Source organism: Nostoc sp. DSM 114159 (assembly GCF_053470285.1).
Genome location: NZ_JBPFEH010000001.1, coordinates 1820956 through 1838217, shown reverse-complemented (window position 1 = coordinate 1838217; position 17262 = coordinate 1820956). Strand labels below are relative to the sequence as shown.

General features: G+C 41.4%; 14 protein-coding genes and 1 pseudogene. 7 read left to right on the top strand and 8 right to left on the bottom strand.

What is annotated here, in order from left to right; genetic code table 11:
* The first annotated feature begins 52 nt into the window (after positions 1–52).
* A complete protein-coding gene (locus ACR5KR_RS07345; RefSeq protein ID WP_448266007.1) occupies positions 53–229 on the top strand; it encodes a hypothetical protein in 177 nt (58 codons plus the stop codon).
* 49 nt (positions 230–278) lie between these two features.
* On the opposite strand, the gene alaS is transcribed toward ACR5KR_RS07345, so the two are convergent.
* A complete protein-coding gene (gene alaS, locus ACR5KR_RS07340) occupies positions 279–2921 on the bottom strand; it encodes an alanine--tRNA ligase (RefSeq protein ID WP_448266006.1) in 2643 nt (880 codons plus the stop codon).
* A 361-nt stretch (positions 2922–3282) separates the two neighbouring features.
* Here alaS and ACR5KR_RS07335 point away from each other — a divergent pair, with 361 nt between their 5' ends.
* Positions 3283–3429, top strand: coding sequence for a hypothetical protein (locus ACR5KR_RS07335; RefSeq protein WP_448266004.1), 147 nt, complete (start codon positions 3283–3285; stop codon positions 3427–3429).
* A gap of 887 nt (positions 3430–4316) precedes the next feature.
* The gene (locus ACR5KR_RS07330) at positions 4317–5342 is read left to right on the top strand and encodes a GGDEF domain-containing protein (protein ID WP_445627117.1); all 1026 of its coding nucleotides are present in this window, start codon (positions 4317–4319) and stop codon (positions 5340–5342) included.
* 13 nt (positions 5343–5355) lie between these two features.
* Here the strand turns inward: ACR5KR_RS07330 and ACR5KR_RS07325 are convergent.
* Both ACR5KR_RS07325 and ACR5KR_RS07320 read right to left on the bottom strand, forming a co-directional pair.
* Positions 5356–5448 (bottom strand): annotated as a pseudogene (locus tag ACR5KR_RS07325) (diversity-generating retroelement protein Avd); the annotation flags it as partial.
* An 89-nt stretch (positions 5449–5537) separates the two neighbouring features.
* Positions 5538–7376: an SUMF1/EgtB/PvdO family nonheme iron enzyme gene (locus ACR5KR_RS07320; protein ID WP_448266002.1), complete on the bottom strand. Its 1839-nt coding sequence runs from the start codon at positions 7374–7376 to the stop codon at positions 5538–5540.
* A 297-nt stretch (positions 7377–7673) separates the two neighbouring features.
* Here ACR5KR_RS07320 and ACR5KR_RS07315 point away from each other — a divergent pair, with 297 nt between their 5' ends.
* The gene (locus ACR5KR_RS07315; RefSeq protein WP_448266001.1) at positions 7674–7892 is read left to right on the top strand and encodes a hypothetical protein; all 219 of its coding nucleotides are present in this window, start codon (positions 7674–7676) and stop codon (positions 7890–7892) included.
* A gap of 98 nt (positions 7893–7990) precedes the next feature.
* On the opposite strand, the gene ACR5KR_RS07310 is transcribed toward ACR5KR_RS07315, so the two are convergent.
* Positions 7991–8725 carry a Ycf66 family protein gene (locus tag ACR5KR_RS07310; RefSeq protein WP_448265999.1) on the bottom strand — a complete coding sequence of 245 codons (735 nt, stop codon included), beginning with the start codon at positions 8723–8725 and terminating at the stop codon, positions 7991–7993.
* 216 nt (positions 8726–8941) lie between these two features.
* Between ACR5KR_RS07310 and gndA the strand changes: the two genes are divergently transcribed.
* The gene (gndA, locus tag ACR5KR_RS07305; protein ID WP_322679004.1) at positions 8942–10372 is read left to right on the top strand and encodes an NADP-dependent phosphogluconate dehydrogenase; all 1431 of its coding nucleotides are present in this window, start codon (positions 8942–8944) and stop codon (positions 10370–10372) included.
* Positions 10373–10617: 245 nt separating this feature from the next.
* Here gndA and ACR5KR_RS07300 read toward each other — a convergent pair whose 3' ends face one another.
* The gene (locus ACR5KR_RS07300) at positions 10618–11235 is read right to left on the bottom strand and encodes a TetR/AcrR family transcriptional regulator (protein WP_448265998.1); all 618 of its coding nucleotides are present in this window, start codon (positions 11233–11235) and stop codon (positions 10618–10620) included.
* Between the two features lie 77 nt (positions 11236–11312).
* Between ACR5KR_RS07300 and ACR5KR_RS07295 the strand changes: the two genes are divergently transcribed.
* Together ACR5KR_RS07295 and ACR5KR_RS07290 are read left to right on the top strand one after the other, a co-directional pair.
* On the top strand, positions 11313–11657 hold the full coding sequence (locus ACR5KR_RS07295) for a cupin domain-containing protein (protein ID WP_448265997.1): 345 nt from the start codon (positions 11313–11315) through the stop codon (positions 11655–11657).
* Positions 11658–11677: 20 nt separating this feature from the next.
* Positions 11678–13066, top strand: coding sequence for an ISKra4 family transposase (locus tag ACR5KR_RS07290; protein WP_448265996.1), 1389 nt, complete (start codon positions 11678–11680; stop codon positions 13064–13066).
* 49 nt (positions 13067–13115) lie between these two features.
* Here the strand turns inward: ACR5KR_RS07290 and ACR5KR_RS07285 are convergent, their stop codons facing one another.
* The 3 genes from ACR5KR_RS07285 to cax form a co-directional block, all read right to left on the bottom strand.
* Complete coding sequence (locus ACR5KR_RS07285; protein WP_445627123.1) at positions 13116–14288, bottom strand: DarT ssDNA thymidine ADP-ribosyltransferase family protein; 1173 nt, start codon at positions 14286–14288, stop codon at positions 13116–13118.
* Positions 14285–15457: a protein kinase domain-containing protein gene (locus tag ACR5KR_RS07280; RefSeq protein ID WP_448265995.1), complete on the bottom strand. Its 1173-nt coding sequence runs from the start codon at positions 15455–15457 to the stop codon at positions 14285–14287. Before ACR5KR_RS07280 ends, ACR5KR_RS07285 begins: the two co-directional genes overlap by 4 nt.
* A gap of 325 nt (positions 15458–15782) precedes the next feature.
* Positions 15783–16874 carry a calcium/proton exchanger gene (gene cax / locus ACR5KR_RS07275; protein WP_448265994.1) on the bottom strand — a complete coding sequence of 364 codons (1092 nt, stop codon included), beginning with the start codon at positions 16872–16874 and terminating at the stop codon, positions 15783–15785.
* Positions 16875–17262: the final 388 nt, after the last annotated feature.

Sequence of the window (17262 nt, the reverse complement as noted above, 5' to 3'; positions counted from 1 at the left end):
TTTGATGACGGGAATCACTTAATTATAGAAAAGTCTGAGGCATATCTGGAGAATGGGGATTGGGGATTGGGGATTGGGGATTGGGCATTGGGCATTGGGCATTGGGCATTGGGCATTGGAACTTCTTCCCCATACCCCAAGCGACGGGGCGACTATCCCTCTCCACGTCACTTGCGGGATGGAGTTTTCCGTCGCTTTCGATGAATTGCCCCTGAGTGCGTGTGCCTAAGTTCTATAGAAAATGGAGCTTGGAGATTAGGTTTCGCGTTAGCAGCTTATTAACCTAATGCGGACTTTAAATCACTTTCCGCTTGTGCCAATGCATCTGGTAATTTACTTGCATCGCGTCCGCCGGCTTGGGCTAGGTTTGGTCTTCCACCACCGCCGCCGCCGCAAATTTTAGCGATCACACCCACAAATTTACCAGCTTGCAAACCTTTTTTGTTCACTTCTGGACTAAAAGCTGCAACTATACTCACTTTCCCCTCTTCGGGAACAGAACCCAGTACCACTGCACCGTTACCAATTTTTTGTAATAACCGTTCGGCTGCGGTTTTCAATGATTCTGGATCGACATCTTCTAATTGGGCGACAATAATTTTAGAATCGCCTACGCTTTGGGCTGTTTGTAGCAAGCTGTCAGATTTAGCGATCGCTAATTGTACCTTCAAGGTTTCTAATTCCTTTTGGCTATTTCTCAGTTCGCTTTGCAGACTTGTGATTCTGTCTGGTAATTCTTCGGGTTTAACTTTAAAGCGATCGCTCAAATCTTTAACTACTTTATCCCGCAGATTCAGATAATCTAGGATTGCTGGCCCCGAAACGGCTTCAATCCGCCGCACCCCAGAAGCCACGCCAGCTTCCGAGATAATCTTGAAGACGCCGATTTCCGCAGTATTACTTACGTGAGTCCCACCGCATAGTTCCATTGATACGCTGGGAAAGTCAATGACGCGCACTTCATCTCCGTATTTTTCGCCGAACATGGCAACAGCACCCCTAGCTTTCGCCTCGGCTATTGGTAATACTTCCACCTTTGCAGCATGAGCCTCAGCAATCCAAGTGTTCACCTGTTCTTCAACTTGTTGAACTTCCTCTGCTGTCAATGCGCGGGGACAGTTGAAATCGAAGCGCAACCGATCAAAGGAAACCAGGGAACCTGCTTGAGATATGCCTTCATCAACAATTTTTTTTAATGCCGCTTGCAATAGGTGCGTTGCGGTATGGTTAGCTTGGGCGCGACGCCGACAAGCTGGATCGATTTGGGCGGTGACGCGATCGCCTACGCGCAGTGTACCGCGTTCAATACGTCCGAAGTGAACAAAGAAATCAGATTCTTTCTTCACGTCTTCTACCCGAACTACGATACCATCACCGGAGATATAACCGCGATCGCCGATTTGTCCCCCAGATTCACCATAAAATGGCGTTTTGTCAAGGACAATTTGCACCTGTGTCCCTGCTTCTGCTTCTTCTTGGGAAACACCTTCTACCAAAATTGCTTCGACTTTTGCCGTTGCCGTCGATTGGGTATAGCCTAAAAACTCGGTGACTTGAACGTGTTCTGCTAATTTGTCAAGGGAACCTTGGACAGTTAAATCGATGGTTTCATGTGCGCCTCTACCTCCTTGTTGTTGGATTTCCATTGCTTTCTGGAATCCATCAACATCAACTGTCAGATTATTTTCCTCAGCAATTTCTTGAGTAAGTTCAAAGGGAAAACCGTGGGTATCGTAAAGAGTAAATGCACTGTCACCGCTAATTTGAGTTTCCCCTCGCTGTTTCACCTCTTGAATGATTTCTTCTAGCAGTTTTTCACCTCTATCCAGAGTTCTGAGGAAATTGGATTCTTCTCGCTGCAACTCAGCTTTAATTGCTGCTTCTCGTTGGCGCACATTAGGGTAAGCTGATTCCGAAAGAGCGATCGCAGTTTCAGCAACTTGGGTAGTAAATTCGCCAGAAATCCCAATTAATCGCCCATGACGCACCACCCGCCGAATTAATCGCCGCAGTACATAACCGCGTCCGACATTGGAAGCGCGAATTTCATCAGCAATCATGTGGATAACAGCCCGAATATGATCGCCAATGACTTTTAGGGAAGTTTTGGTTTTTTCATCACTTTTGTGGTAATCAACACCAGCAATTTGCCCTGCTGTTTGGATAATTGGAAAAATCAGGTCAGTTTCGTAGTTATTCGGCACTTTTTGGAGAATTTGCGCCATTCTATCCAAACCCATACCGGTGTCAATATTCTTGTTTTGCAGTGGCGTTAAATTGCCTGACGCATCCCGGTTATATTGCATGAAGACGAGGTTGTAAAACTCGATGAACCGGGAATCGTCTTCTAAATCTATATTTTCGTCACCGCGTTCTGGGTGGAAGTCATAATAAATTTCGGAACAAGGGCCACAAGGCCCAGTCGGCCCGGATACCCAAAAGTTATCATCTTCGCCCAAACGTTTAATTCTCGCTATCGGCACACCGATTTGATCGCGCCAAATTCCAAAAGCTTCATCATCATCTTCAAAAACGCTGACGACGAGATTTTGGGGGGAAAAGCCAAAGACTTGCGTGGAAATTTCCCAACCCCAAGCGATCGCTTGTTCTTTAAAATAATCACCAAAGCTAAAATTACCCAGCATTTCAAAAAAGGTGTGATGCCGTTTGGTGCGTCCAACATTCTCAATGTCGTTGGTGCGGATACACTTTTGCGAAGTCGTAGCCCGTTTAAATTCTGGTGTGCGCTGCCCCAAGAATATTGGCTTAAATGGTAGCATCCCCGCGATCGTCAGCAGTACAGTTGGATCTTCTGGCACGAGGGAGGCACTTGGGAGAATTTGGTGTTCCCGTTGAGCAAAGAAGTCGAGAAATATGTTGCGAATTTCGTTACCGCTTAGGTACTGGGGATTTGAAGACATAGGTGTTTTTAACTTTAGACTTTAGACTTTCGACTTACGCGTAGCGGCACTAGGTAGGTGTATTTTCATAAATAGCTTTATATATTCTTGCATTTTGTTTTATATTACTGCCAGCTAATTCTGCCATTGGGTGAAATATATGCAGTTACTAGGATGCTATTAAGCTACTATCTGACTTTGACAGGATGTGCATAGGCGTAGCCCGTAGTAAGCACCGCATTTCGATGCTTAAAATTAATCATTAAGAAATAGTTTAAAATTCCCATACTGAGGTAGCAAATGGCACTACAACTGAAAGTATCAAATATTGCTTTTGAGGGATGTGCAAAAATAATTACTAGGTTATATAACCTGAAGCAAAGTGGATGTTGAGATTAACGCAAAAACTGTCATGGTGGAGTCCGAAGCTTCTGAGGAGTCAATCAAACAGGTAATTGTTGTTGCTGGTTACGCTGGAGAAGGCGATCGATCGGATTTCAGCTTTTCACAGAAGAAGTTTAGACTTTAATATCTCAAGCGACGCTAACAAAATTTTTTTATATTTTCTGCCTGTAGAAAGGCAAAATAGAAATAACTTCCCCAAATTAGTGGCACGTTTTGACATAATTTTTTTATTTAGCTGTATTTTCTAAATTTATGATGTTACAGCAAATACAAAAGACGTGAATTAAGTAAATAGGCAAATCTAGATAAAATGTCGGTATAAATATTTTCTTTCTTCTGATAACGCCTTGTTTATTTTGGTTTAAATTTACTTAATTTATAAATTTTTACCCAGCAAGTTCTGTCTTTATTTAGATGGGAGGTAAGCTCCAAAAAGTTGCTGTACATAGCAGTAGGTAGTTTTGCTGTGTATATTTTATATATTTTAAACACTTTCTTAATATGCGATCTAAGCCTAGCTTATAAATAAGAAGGCTAAAAGTTTTATGGAAAATAATATTTTGAATTGCATAATAAAATTTCGGATTTGATAATTCAATTCAAAAAGCTTTGCATTTTATTTTTCTACTGAGGAATAAATTTCTTTACCTAACGCAATGGTTATTAAAAAAGTATTAATTTCGGTAGTTTCATCATGTGAATAGTACTTAAGAAACGACAAAAATAGTTTTTATGCATTTAAATAATATTCAGTGTTTTCACTGTTTTAAAAATAAACTGTAAAGAAGACATTAGTTATTAGAAATGAATATTTCCGAAACGTAGTAGTAAACATAAAATCTTAAAATCAGATTAAGCTTGGAAGTTTACTATCTAATCTATGCTCAAAAAACAAGATGCAACAAATATAATTGAGCCTAGAACATAATATTTAGTATTAGACGACAAGAGCAGTAGTTACCCAAGTGAATTTATTTAATTTAAAATTTAAATAGGATAAAAAATAAAGCAATGAATATTTCTATTCTGATCTTTGGAAAAAATAATTTTATCGCCACACTTCCAGATCAGATCCGTTATGCGACTGCTTTTAGTGTAGAAGTTATAGACAATTTTGATCGAGCAGTGTCGCAGATTAAAACAACACCCCCCGATATAATTCTGGTGCAGGCTAGTCTGGATAGTAGTATGGAACTCTGCGGTTGGTTGAAAGATCAAACAAAACTATCGTGGATATATTGTATTCTTTTCGAGGATCGTTCCCAGCAGCTTACCGATCGAAATAAAGGTTGGCATAGGGAATTGGAAATGAGTGCTGCGGCACTAAAGCAAGGAGCCGATGCATATATTTGGCATCTTATTGAAGAAAAAACAGACTATAGCTTGGCAGAGTTGACTGCCAATCATGGACTAATACTTGCTCAATTGACAGTTGGTTTGCGGAAAGCACAAAAATACCGAGATTTGATTCGGACAAATGATATGTTATCTGCGATCGCCTTAGCCGATTCCTTGACAGAATTAAATAATCGTCGTGCTTTAGAATGGGACTTACCAAGGCAAATTCAAAGAGCCAGGACTCAAAAAACTTCCCTGAGTTTGATTATTCTGGATGTAGATCATTTTAAGAAAGTTAACGATACTCATGGGCATTTAATAGGCGATCGCATCTTGCAAATATTATGTCAGCGTTTGCGCCACAATTTGCGCTGCCAAGATACAGCATTCCGCTATGGTGGCGAAGAATTTGTAATTCTTCTAGCTAACACTACCGATGACGAAGCACTATTAGTAGCCCGTCGTCTCAATCGCGTAGTCAGCGACGAACCATTTGCACTCAACAATAAACTGACAATTAATGTCACCATTAGTTTGGGTACAGCCTCTCTGCAAGCTGAGGATGATGAAAAAGGAGAGAGTCTGCTGCATCGTGCCGATCAATGTTTGTTACAGGCTAAAACTTCTGGGCGTAATCGGGTGATTAACTCCAGCTACCTATCTCATCATGGCTCACATTTGAAAGTTGTTTCTTCGTGAAATTGGATGAGGCGGACAATTTATGATCTCTGGGAAGGTGGTTTAAAATTGGCACATACCACTTGATTAAATCGTATGTTTTCTGTATGATAGGTAAATCATTCATCCAGACAAAATTTTCTCAAAAAAATGATCGCGCAGAGCGCGAGACATTAAGAAGGGTAAACAAATAAAGAGCAGAGTGCTAAAGGGCTACTAATTCCTGCCCCCAACCACCACAACCCGAAAACCCGCGTAGCCGTGCCTCTCGTCACGTGCGCGATAGAATCGAAGCGCCGAGCTGCAATAACTGGGGGAGTTGACCCACGAACCACCACGCAGCAGATTTTGATTATCATTATCACCTAACCAAGCGCTTCCATCTTTTGGCGCTCCGTTATAATTTTCGTGCCACTCATCCAGACACCATTCCCATATAGTACCATGCATATCAAATAAACCAAAGGGGTTAGCAAAGAATTTTCCTACATCTGTTGTTTGCTTACGATATTCACCCTTTGGCCCTTGAGCATAATTACCTAAGTATACTGTTCCCTGATAATCCCAGTCAGTACCTTGATAATTCGCTAAATCAGTTGTAATCGTTTCGCCAAAATAAAACGGTGTAGTCGTTCCCGCCCGACAAGCATATTCCCATTCTGCTTCACTGGGTAAGCGATAGGTTTTCTGAGTTTTTTGAGATAGTCGAGCGCAAAACTCAATTGCATCATCCCAAGAAACTTGTTCAACAGGTCGATTTGCACCTTTAAAATAGGATGGGTCAGAATTTAAATCAATATTAACCTGGGGTAAGGCGGCAACAGCTGCCCATTGACTCTGAGTTACCGGAAATTTGCCCATGAAAAAGGGTTGAATAGTGACGGGGTGCTGTGGACTTTCCCAGCTAAGTCTTTCTGGCTCATTATCTGGCGAACCCATAAGAAATTTACCATCAGGAATTGCAACCATCTCCAGAACTACATCATTACCCAAGTTTTCTGTAAAAAACTCGGCGCGTCTACAACTGCGGTTAATTTCATAGGTTTTTCCTCTACCCAAAAACCCTACTGAAGGGGTTAGGGTGGCGGTTTCAAACTCAAATGGCTGAGTTTGAATACCTGGAGAAGGAGAAGATGATTCCCTTTCTCGTTCTTTTTTTAACTCTGCCTGCCGTCTTTGATTTTCGGCTGTTTCTTGTTCTTGCTGACGCTCATATTCTGCTTGTCGTTTTTGATACTCTATTTCTTGTTCTTGTTTTAGGCGAACTACATCTTCATCTTTAAGCAGATAATATTTTTGAAATTTTTCTAATTCAGCTTCAGCTTTTTCAGCCAATGGATATCCTTGTTCATTTACAAAACTCGTCAAGTATTGCTTGTATTTGTCTAGATTTTTCTTATATATACCGTAAGGTTCTAATACTTTTTCTCGAACTGCACTCGCTTCTTGATCTGTTAATTTTAATTTTTCTTGTAAGTCTTTTAATATATCAGATTCCACAAGAGAAATCTCGCCATCAGACGCAAATTCTTTAGCCTTTTGGCGATACTCAACTATTGCGGCTTCCCTGGTTAACCGTTGTTGTTGACGTTCCTTAATTAATTGTTCAGCCGCAAACTTAATTCCCTGAGCTACATTTGCGAATGCATCATCTTGATTACTCCAAGACTTAATAGGTTGGGTATTTTTGGGCAGAGCTTGTAGTTTAGCAAATGGTGCATCTTGCCAAGAAACGTTTCGCAGAATAATTGGAATGACACAAGCCTCTCCAGCTTCGTGGCGTTGTATTGCTTTGGTAACTTCAACATCCCAGCAGTATTTAGAATATATAAAGTCTGAACTGACTAATAATAAAATGATATCGGCTATATTTAAATTTTCATTAATCTCCTCATCCCATTCTCTTCCCGGTGGTATCTTGCGATCGTGCCAAGTTGAAATAATACCTTGCCGTTCCAACATGGTCAGGTGTTTAGCCAGTTCATCCTTTAGAGGTTCGTCGTTGTGAGAGTAGGAACAAAACACCTTGAGTGGTTCTAACGAAACATCTGCCATTTTGCGTCTTTAGGAGTAGTATAAATTACGCTTCTTACAAATTATAGTATTTTTGCGTGATTTCCTTGATAAACTAACCCCGATCGCTAATGCAATTCATCGTCTTAACCCAAAGATATGAAATTGCGATCGCTATTCCATTCTGATGCTACTGCGATCGCTGCATCAAATCGACAGGGTAACTTTTATTGCAATCAAAACACGTCAAGCTTGACTCCAATCTTGCAACTCTAGTGCTTCAATTCTCTTTTAAAACTATGCTTTAGAATTTATCTAAATTCATTAAAGCCTTAACTTATGCTTCTTACCGAACTCATACCGCTAGTTAAAGAATTATCCCACACTGATAAACTCTTACTAATGCATTTCCTGGCAGCCGAATTGTTGAAGGAATCAAGTTTAGTTCCATTGGATGCTCAGGACAAAGTAGCTAGTCTTGGCTTATATGATTCTTTTGAAGCTGCTGCTGTTTTAGCGAAGGCATTAGCAGAAGAAAAAGCGGCAACATATGGTTGATAAAGTTAGATTTGCATTTTTGAAATTAGCCCCAAAATAGTCTGATGGAAATAGTGAAACCCAACATTATATTAGGTTAACGTTGGGTTTCACAGCATTCAACTAGCTTGATTAGGCGGTATTTGCTCAGGTGGCGTTTCTGCTGGGGGAGCGAGTACCGCATCTGGAGCAATTTCTTCTACAGAAATCGGTTGCTTATCCTCAATTTCAAAATCTGGTTGTGCTGCTTCCACCAATTCAGGAGATGGGGGATGTGGAGGAATCGCTTCCGGTACAGTCTCGGTTTTTGCTTCGGTGTCAGTAGTAATCTCCTCTGCTGGTGGTTCTGGTATGACAATAGTTTTGTCGATAATCTCAATAGCAGGTTTCTCTGACAATACAGAGGTAATATCTTCAGGTTTGGGGGTTGTGGGTGTTTTTTTACTCACAGTCTGTTGCACCTTGTCTTTCGCGCCACTGAAGGTACTACCCAGACCTTTTTGCAACTGTCCCAGCCGTTCCTGAAGAGACAACTTATTCACCTGTTCTTGAATGCCAGTTTTTACTGTCTCAGCACTGGGTACTTGGGTTTGTTGTGCCTGTGGAGTCAATTGCCGACGTAATGATAGAGTTTGCCAGCCAAACCAGACCAAAAGAGCCACACTAGCCACATGACCGAGCAACAAACCTCCAGTAATGCGTGGTGCAAACACCCATAATACTAAAGCGTAGAACAGCCCTACACCACTCCAGATAAAGTCATTCTTGCGGTGGATTTCTGGGAAAAAGAAAGCTGCTATGTAAATGGCTAAACTACCAAGACCCACTACCAAAGCTAGGACAAATGCCAGCATTATTTGGTTACTCCTTACTGCGTCTTTTGATTATTTCAATTTTGCAAATTTTGCCAGTCAATTGTTGATTTAGATACAATTTAAAATTAATTATCCATGTTAGTTGTGGATTTTTGTGGTTTATATGAAGTCTTAAGGTCTTCTTTAGGGGAGAAGGGAAAATATCGGACTACCCTTAAAGTAAAAGGATCTGCAAGAGTTAGCCAGAAATTTTTTATGACACTACAAAGCTTTGGTGTGATTGGATTAGCCGTTATGGGTGAGAACATCGCTCTAAACGTAGAGCGCAATGGCTTCCCAATTGCAGTTTACAACCGCTCCCGAGAAAAAACGGATGCGTTTATGGCGCAGCGTGCTACAGGACGGAACGTCAAAGCCGCATTTACTTTGGAAGAATTCGTTGCCTTATTGGAACGTCCCCGCAAAATTCTAGTAATGGTGCAAGCTGGTAAGCCAGTAGATGCGGTGATTGCTCAACTCAAACCCTTGTTAGAGGAAGGCGATATCATTATCGACGGTGGTAACTCTTGGTTTGAAGATACGGAACGCCGCACTCAGGAATTAGAACCCGCTGGGCTTCGGTATCTTGGTATGGGTGTCAGTGGCGGTGAAGAAGGAGCGCTAAATGGGCCTTCACTGATGCCTGGAGGTACAACAAGCTCTTACGAGTATCTATCGCCAATTTTCAACAAAATTGCTGCCCAAGTCGATGATGGCCCCTGTGTAACCTATATTGGCCCTGGTGGTTCTGGCCACTATGTCAAAATGGTACACAACGGCATTGAGTATGGCGATATGCAGTTAATTGCTGAAGCCTACGATTTGCTGAAAAATGTCGCTGGATTAGACCATAATCAGCTACATGAGGTGTTTGCTGAATGGAACACCACCGATGAACTCGATTCATTTTTGATTGAGATTACGAAGAATATCTTCCCATATATTGACCCAGAAACAAAAAAACCCCTGGTGGATTTGATTGTTGACGCAGCAGGCCAAAAGGGAACTGGGCGCTGGACTGTGCAAACTGCATTGGAATTGGGAGTTGCTATTCCCACAATTACAGCAGCAGTTAATGCCCGGATTATATCTTCGATTAAAGAGGAGCGGGTTGCAGCATCTAAAGCCCTTACAGGCCCTAGTGGCAAGTATGACGGGCAAACCAAGGACTTTATCAATAAAGTACGCGATGCTCTCTATTGCTCAAAAATCTGTTCTTATGCTCAAGGGATGGCGTTGCTATCCACAGCTTCAAAAACATATAACTGGAATTTGGACTTGGGCGAAATGGCGCGGATTTGGAAAGGTGGTTGTATTATTCGCGCTCGCTTTTTGAATAAGATTAAAAAGGCTTTTAGCGAAAATCCAGCTTTGCCTAACTTGCTGTTAGCTCCCGAATTTAAGCAAACAATTCTCGACAGACAGACTGCTTGGCGGGAAGTGATTGCGACAGCTGCAACACTGGGAATTCCAGTACCGGCATTTAGCGCATCCTTGGATTATTTTGACAGCTATCGCCGCGATCGCTTGCCCCAAAATCTAACTCAAGCACAACGCGACTACTTCGGCGCACATACCTACCTGCGTCTTGATAAGCCTGGAACTTTCCACACTGAATGGGTACCTATTGCTGAAGCTAAGAAGTAAGGTTTTGTACCTCTAAAGTCTCAATTTATTTTATTTGCAGGTGACTCTAGATATTAGAGTCACTTTTTTGTGAAAACTATCAAAGACATTTAGTAGTCTATTTGAACTATAAGAGGTGAATAAAAATGGAGATTAGAAAGTCTCTATAAAAGTTAAAAACCTTATGAAATATAGGTTTTATGAAATTCGAGTGGATGTCAAAAATGAGCCGACGGGGGCGTATCTAGCCTTTGGGGGAGGGGGAACTAACGTGCCAGACTCCGTAGCAAGTGGGAAGATATCTGTGTGGCTAAGACTTCAGGTTCTAGGTTTTGATTTTGGACAACGAGTAGATCGTAAAGAGTCCAATTAATCGTACCAATAATGCTGTTAATAGTAATTTGAACATTAAGTGCAGGTGGATTGAGGAATATCCCTTGAGCAATACCATCTTCAATAATGGTCAATAAAATATTGCGATAGTTTAGTCGCGCCGACTGAAGTTGTTCGGTTGCTGCGATGTCACCATAACCGACTTGCATGAAGAATAGTTTGATTAGTCCTTGATGCTGATGGAAATAGCGCAATGTAAGCAAAACAACCATCTGCATAGCCTCTATTGGATGAGAACAGGCGCTGAGAGCTTGAGCAATTTGAAGATGTAACTTGTTTAAATGCCTGACTATGATAGCAGTGAGCAATTCTTGCTTGCTTTTGAAATGACGATAAAATAATCCAACCGATACACCTGCGGTATCAGCAATGAGTTGAGGTTGGGCTTGCTCGTAGCCAATACAGAACAATGTTTCGCCTGCATCCAACAAAGCCGTATATCGCCCAAGGACATCATATCGAGGTTGTGTAGGTTTAGTTGTTTTTCCCATAGAGCGAAGGGTTGTGATAATGTGAACGAGTGAATATTATTCATTCACTCTCAATCATCGCATCATGGATATATCTTATGCCTGAGCAAGTATTTATCAACACAATTGAGGAGCCGTGGATTGACTTGACTCAATTTCCCGGAACTCAGCTTTTACCCTTGGCGGAGCCTGTTCCACAAGGGTCAATCCATCTTTTGAAAATGAGTGCTGGTACTACAATTCCAGTTCACATCCATTCGTGTGATGAGTATGTTTACATACTTGCTGGGGTAATGGAAACTGGGGGAACAACATCCTCTGCCTTAACGTTTTGGTTTACTCCAGCCAACACTCGCCAGGGGCCGCACAAAGCAATAACAGACGTTGAACTCCTAACAATTCGCCTAGGAGCAATGGGAACATTTGAAGATTCCGGTTTATAAGGGCACAAGTTTTTTTATTAATGCAATACCAAATTGAACAACTGTTTCCATCCGATAATGATTGGCAACACTTATGTAAAAAACTTCAAGCCAGTATAACTCTCACAGCACTTGTGCTTACCGCTTGGCAGATGGGACTGTGGTTCGCTAGAGCAATTGTAGAGCAGCAACTGAGACAACGTGCCCAATCTCCGACTTTTTGGGAGAACTGTCCTAAATGCAACAAGCGCCTACGTAGCAAAGGGTTTATAAAACGAAAAATGCTTACCCTTGTAGGACAAGTTGAATGGCTTCGACGAGTTGGTAGATGTTCTAATCGCTGTGCAGGTAGTCAAAGTATTCCTTTTGATAACGTTCTAAACATTCATCCTTATCAACAAACCTCATCTGAACTCATACGTTTAGGATGTCTACTTGCAGTGTTTCTGCCTTTTGGACTGGCAGCTTGGATGTTACAGCAATTGTGTGGCATTGCAGTGGATGAAGATACGCTTTGGAAATGGGTGCAAGCCGCAGGCAGACGCGCTATTGACCAGTTGAAAATTCAATTACAGCATTTGGAAAATGGACAATTACCCTGCCTAGAATTTTTGGATGCAACACTTGTAGATACACCCTTGATCATTGCAGCGGACGGCGTAACAGTTCCTTTCCGTTCTCAATCACAAACACCTAAAGGCAAGATTGTCTGGCGCGAGGTGAAGATTGCCTTAATAGCTCGCTTAGGTAAATATAAAAAGCGGTCTGGTGAAATGGTTACTCGTTTACACCAACGACGGCTAGTCGCTGTCTTGGGTGATATCGATGACTTGCAACCGCGTCTTCGACTTGAAGCTTTTAAACAAGGCATGACTACTGCCGAAACGGTTGTTTGGATTAGCGATGGCGCACGAGGCTTTTGGCGACTTTTTCAGCAATCCTTTGCTCATTGTGCCATTGGCATTTTAGATTTCTATCATGCAGCACAACACTTATGGAAAGCTGCAAGTGCTTACTCAGACGGTAATCCTGAGCGAACACCTCAAATGTGGTTCAAAAGGATGCGTCATCAATTACGTCATGGTCGGGGAAAGAATATCATCCAAGAATTGAATTGGTTAAGTAAGTCTCAAAACACCTCAAAAGCAACTCAAACCATTTTGCGCCAAGTGCGAGACTACTTAAACACTCACTTCAAACACATTCAGTATCGCACTTTTAAGAAACTAGGTTTGCCTATTGGCTCCGGTATGGTTGAAAGTGCTTGTAAATGGTTAATTCAACAACGTTTCAAAGGTGTGGGGATGCGTTGGAGTGAGGATGGGTTCAATCACCTTCTACATTTGCGTTTAGCTTGGGTGAATCAACGGTTTGATACTTTGTTCTCTGACGAACCATTAACACTAACCTTGTACTCCCCCAACGATTAGATGCGCCCAGCCGACGGACAGTAATTAGGCGATTAAGACAATGTGCGAATCAAGAGCGATTTAGCAAGTAAGCATTAGTTAAATATTTGGAATCAATTTGGTGTTCCCGTGGAAGATAAATCGCAACCGGAATTCCTATATTATGCAAATATCGACACATTAGTGGCCCTACTTCAGACCAATTTAAATTGCCTAAACCACAACCCAAAGCTGGCATTGCCAAAGACTGAATACCAATTTCATGACAATTGTTTCTAACCCATTCTAAGCCACCTTCAATATCTTCTAAACGAGAGTTTTCTCGCCATTGTCTTTTCGTAGCAAACAACAAGAACCACTTTACAGCATTGGAGGACACAAGCGGAAGACTAAGATCGGCTAGTTCTTGGTCTAAAGAAGCTTCCCGTTTATAAAGATAGGGTTTTGTGGCAGTCAGCTGTTGATTTCGGCAAGCATCTTGATAAACTACATATACGTCAGGAAACTGATATTTTGCTCGTGACGCTAATCCTTTGCCCATTATGCCTTGAAGGTTAACACTAATCGTCAAGGTTTGCATATTTGAAAAAAACATATCCCCATCAATCAAGGAAATATTAGTCCCGATACGGGCAGCAGATATAGGTTGGAAAAACATATTTGGTTCAGGAACAATAGGTATTCTAGCTGAACCTATAATTGTTTCGACTCGCTCTTTAGCCTTATAGTCTGCTACAAAAACTGAATGAACAAGTTCTGGGCTGATTTGCTCAGGAACCAGGTACTCAGCCATTATCTTTCGTTTGGAACCATCTAGCTCATTCCACCACTCATTTTGAATAATTTTCCATTGTTTCTGAAGTATTTCTATTCCTTCCTTAATAGCAAAAAATTGAGTTGGATCATTGGCAGCATTTCCATCTGTAATTAGTCCTCCTGCTGCTCCAAATACATCCGGTTTGACTCCAACAACAGCAATATCTCTTTTGTCCTTTTCATGAACCACTCGATACATCATTGGGTTACGTGGCTGAAAGTATAAGTTAGCGTACTCCCACAAACTACTCCTTCCAGGTGTAGACTTATCTTTACGCTTGCTAACAATCCCACTATCATAGATTGGTGTATATGAAACACCTAACTCCTCAACTGCTTTGTGGGATAAAATACCTCTTTGAAGTATTGAGGGCAAATTTTCAATATGTGTGATGTAATAGAGACTTTTGATATTTGGTTTTATCATTGATTTGGCGTATTATTCTTTCCAAGATATTTAGCTTTTAATTCTTCTAATTCTTCATCTATTTTACTTTTACTAGTAGGCTGAGATGTAGGATTTTGTAGCTGTATTTTATTTGGTTGAGGTTTATTACCACCCATAAATTGGGTTTTCATTTCCTCTAATTCTTTCTCAATTTGACTAGGAGATTTCGATACAAAAGCAGGTGAAGAATTTGGTGGTGATTGAGAAATCGGTTTTGGTGGAATCGCTGGCTTGGATGCTGCTGGCGAGTATTGATTTAAATCTTTGAGAACTTCATCTACTGTTTGATAACGCCGAATTGGAATACTTTCTAACATTTTGTTGAGAATGCGACTCAACTGATTACTAACAGGAGTTTTTAAGTATTGCTGCCATACCCAAGTATCGTTGTTAGTATCATAAGAATCGAAGGGCGATCGCGCAGTTAATAAATTAATACAAGTCGCACCCAAACTATAAATATCGCTGGCGAAAATAGCTTTACCTCTCATTTGTTCAGGAGCAACATATTCTGGACTACCAATAGTAGTACCAGTTTTATTTAAAGCAGCGCCAGTGGCAGATTTTGCAGCACCAAAATCTACTAAAACTAGTTTGCGTTGGGCTTCGCCCTTGCCGTAGGCATCGCTCTCGCGTAAAATAATATTTTCTGGCTTAATATCTCGGTGAATTACGTGTCTAGCGTGACAGAATTGCAATACTGGTAATAAATCATTTAGTAATTGCCAGATTTCTATTTCACTAAAAGCACCTCTATGTGCTAATTCTTGGGCTAAGTTTTGCCCGTCGATAAATTCTTGTACAAGATACTGCCGAGCTTCTTGGGTAAAATATGCCAGTAGTTCGGGAATTTGGGGATGTTTACCCAATTCATCTAACTGCACCGCTTCATGATTAAATAACTCTACGGCTTTGGCAAGAGTGTTAGTACCTTGGGATTGGGGATAAAATTGCTTAATTACGCAGCGTGGTTTTGAGGGTTTATCTTCATCCACAGCTAAGAAAGTTTTGCCAAAACCACCTTGTCCGATTGGTTTGATAGCACGATAACGTTCTTTGAGGAGTAACTTGGAACCGCAAGTCACGCAAAAATTGACATGATTGGGATTTTCAGGCTTAGGACAATGAGGGTTAAGGCAGTAGCTCATATAGGCGATCGCTCTTATATCTCTTTATTTTACTGGCGTTAAGGGTGGAGACTTTTGCGAATCCGTTAAAATATGAGCGATCTCTACGACGGGCTATTTGGTGTCGCACTACTAACTAGTACAATAAGCTCGTTTTGAGGGTTTGTACTAAGCACAAAGCGTGCTTAGAAGATAAGGATAAGGAAAGGATAAGCACTAAATTCCTTACTATGAACTTTTTAGCAGAAATAAAAAGGTACAGAGAAAGTAAATTTATTTATAGGGTTTCCCCCTGCTCCCAGCAAGAACTGCCCCTTTTCCTCTTTTTGACTTTTGCCTTGCGGTACTACCCCATACCTTCCATAACTGGATGAAAGTAGAAGGCGAACCCCAACACTGTATAAGCAGCTAATAACAAAGTGCCTTCGAGCCAATTGGACTTACCATCGGAACTAATACTGTTGGCAATCAACACTGACACAACTACAGCGACTAATTCAAAGGGTTTGAAATCCAAATCCATTGGTTGCCCCAATACCCGCCCTGCTATAACTAACACGGGTGCAACAAATAAGGCAATCTGCATACTCGATCCCACAGCTACCGAAAGGGAAAGATCCATCTTATCTTTCATCGCCACGGTGACTGCTGTGGCGTGTTCAGCTGCGTTACCGACGATGGGAACCAATATCACCCCTGTAAACAGCGCCGTCAAACCTATCTGAGATGTGGCCACTTCCAGAGAATCTACTAGCATTTCTGACTCAATTGCCACTAGCAAGGTACATACTAGCAACACGCCAACCCACAAAATCATATTTGGTTTCGCGTGAGGGGTTTCCTCTTCTTCTGTCTCCGCTACACCCACATCATACAAATAGGAGTGGGTTTTCATCGAAAATAGCAGCGTTAGGGCGTAAACCAAGATTAATACTAGGGCAACAGCAATAGAAAGATTTTGCAATGTTTGTTCGTTAATTCCTTGAGAGGTATAGTTCATTGCTGTTGGCATCAAAATGGCAATCACTGCCAAATTCATCGAGGCAGCATTTACCCGCGCCACAATTGGCTGAAATGTCTGTTCTTTGTAGCGCAGTCCTCCCAAAAGCATGGAAAAACCCATCACTAGTAGTAAGTTGCTAATAATCGATCCCGTGATACTAGCTTTGACTACATCTACTAACCCAGCGTTCAACGCTACTAGGGCAATGATTAATTCTGTAGCGTTGCCAAAGGTGGCGTTTAACAAGCCCCCGAATGATGGCCCAACTACGACAGCAATTTCTTCTGTAGCTGTACCCATCCAAGCTGCTAAGGGCAGAATGGCTAATCCAGCTGTAATGAAAACTATTAATTCTCCCCACTCCAGAAAGTGGGCTGCTACAGAAACCGGGATGAACAGTAGTAAAGCGAAAAGAATAATGTTTTTGGTTGACATTTGTTGTCTTAAGTTGAGGGTATCATTCACAGCGAGCAATCCTAAGTTTTAAATTTGGAGTGTTGAATTAACAATTACTTTCACTCAGCACTCCCATAGGATACTCTCAACCGCCTGTAGAACAATTCAGAGATTGTACTGTTTTCCGTTCACCGCTGTGGATGTTGTGTAAAGCAAAATTGCGATATAATGAGTTTTCGTAATCTTTTGTTGCAAAAGTATGAATTTGAGCCAAAGTATTACATCAAAAATGGGGTTTAATATATTAAAAGACAATTAAATTTTTGATTGGCGCTGAAAAAGAGAAAACCCCTAACTGAGGCTTTGTTCAATGGCTAATTATTTTAAGCCTTCAGGAAAGGGCTGTGCGATAACGCAGATTTCCCAC

What these genes read in the sequence shown, in the direction of transcription:
- ACR5KR_RS07345 (WP_448266007.1), top strand. Translation starts at nt 53, where the DNA reads ATGGGGATTGGGGATTGGGGATTGGGGATTGGGCATTGGGCATTGGGC.
- alaS (WP_448266006.1), bottom strand. Translation starts at nt 2,921, where the DNA reads ATGTCTTCAAATCCCCAGTACCTAAGCGGTAACGAAATTCGCAACATA.
- ACR5KR_RS07330 (WP_445627117.1), top strand. Translation starts at nt 4,317, where the DNA reads ATGAATATTTCTATTCTGATCTTTGGAAAAAATAATTTTATCGCCACA.
- ACR5KR_RS07320 (WP_448266002.1), bottom strand. Translation starts at nt 7,376, where the DNA reads ATGGCAGATGTTTCGTTAGAACCACTCAAGGTGTTTTGTTCCTACTCT.
- ACR5KR_RS07315 (WP_448266001.1), top strand. Translation starts at nt 7,674, where the DNA reads ATGCTTCTTACCGAACTCATACCGCTAGTTAAAGAATTATCCCACACT.
- ACR5KR_RS07310 (WP_448265999.1), bottom strand. Translation starts at nt 8,725, where the DNA reads ATGCTGGCATTTGTCCTAGCTTTGGTAGTGGGTCTTGGTAGTTTAGCC.
- gndA (WP_322679004.1), top strand. Translation starts at nt 8,942, where the DNA reads ATGACACTACAAAGCTTTGGTGTGATTGGATTAGCCGTTATGGGTGAG.
- ACR5KR_RS07300 (WP_448265998.1), bottom strand. Translation starts at nt 11,235, where the DNA reads ATGGGAAAAACAACTAAACCTACACAACCTCGATATGATGTCCTTGGG.
- ACR5KR_RS07295 (WP_448265997.1), top strand. Translation starts at nt 11,313, where the DNA reads ATGCCTGAGCAAGTATTTATCAACACAATTGAGGAGCCGTGGATTGAC.
- ACR5KR_RS07290 (WP_448265996.1), top strand. Translation starts at nt 11,678, where the DNA reads ATGCAATACCAAATTGAACAACTGTTTCCATCCGATAATGATTGGCAA.
- ACR5KR_RS07285 (WP_445627123.1), bottom strand. Translation starts at nt 14,288, where the DNA reads ATGATAAAACCAAATATCAAAAGTCTCTATTACATCACACATATTGAA.
- ACR5KR_RS07280 (WP_448265995.1), bottom strand. Translation starts at nt 15,457, where the DNA reads ATGAGCTACTGCCTTAACCCTCATTGTCCTAAGCCTGAAAATCCCAAT.
- cax (WP_448265994.1), bottom strand. Translation starts at nt 16,874, where the DNA reads ATGTCAACCAAAAACATTATTCTTTTCGCTTTACTACTGTTCATCCCG.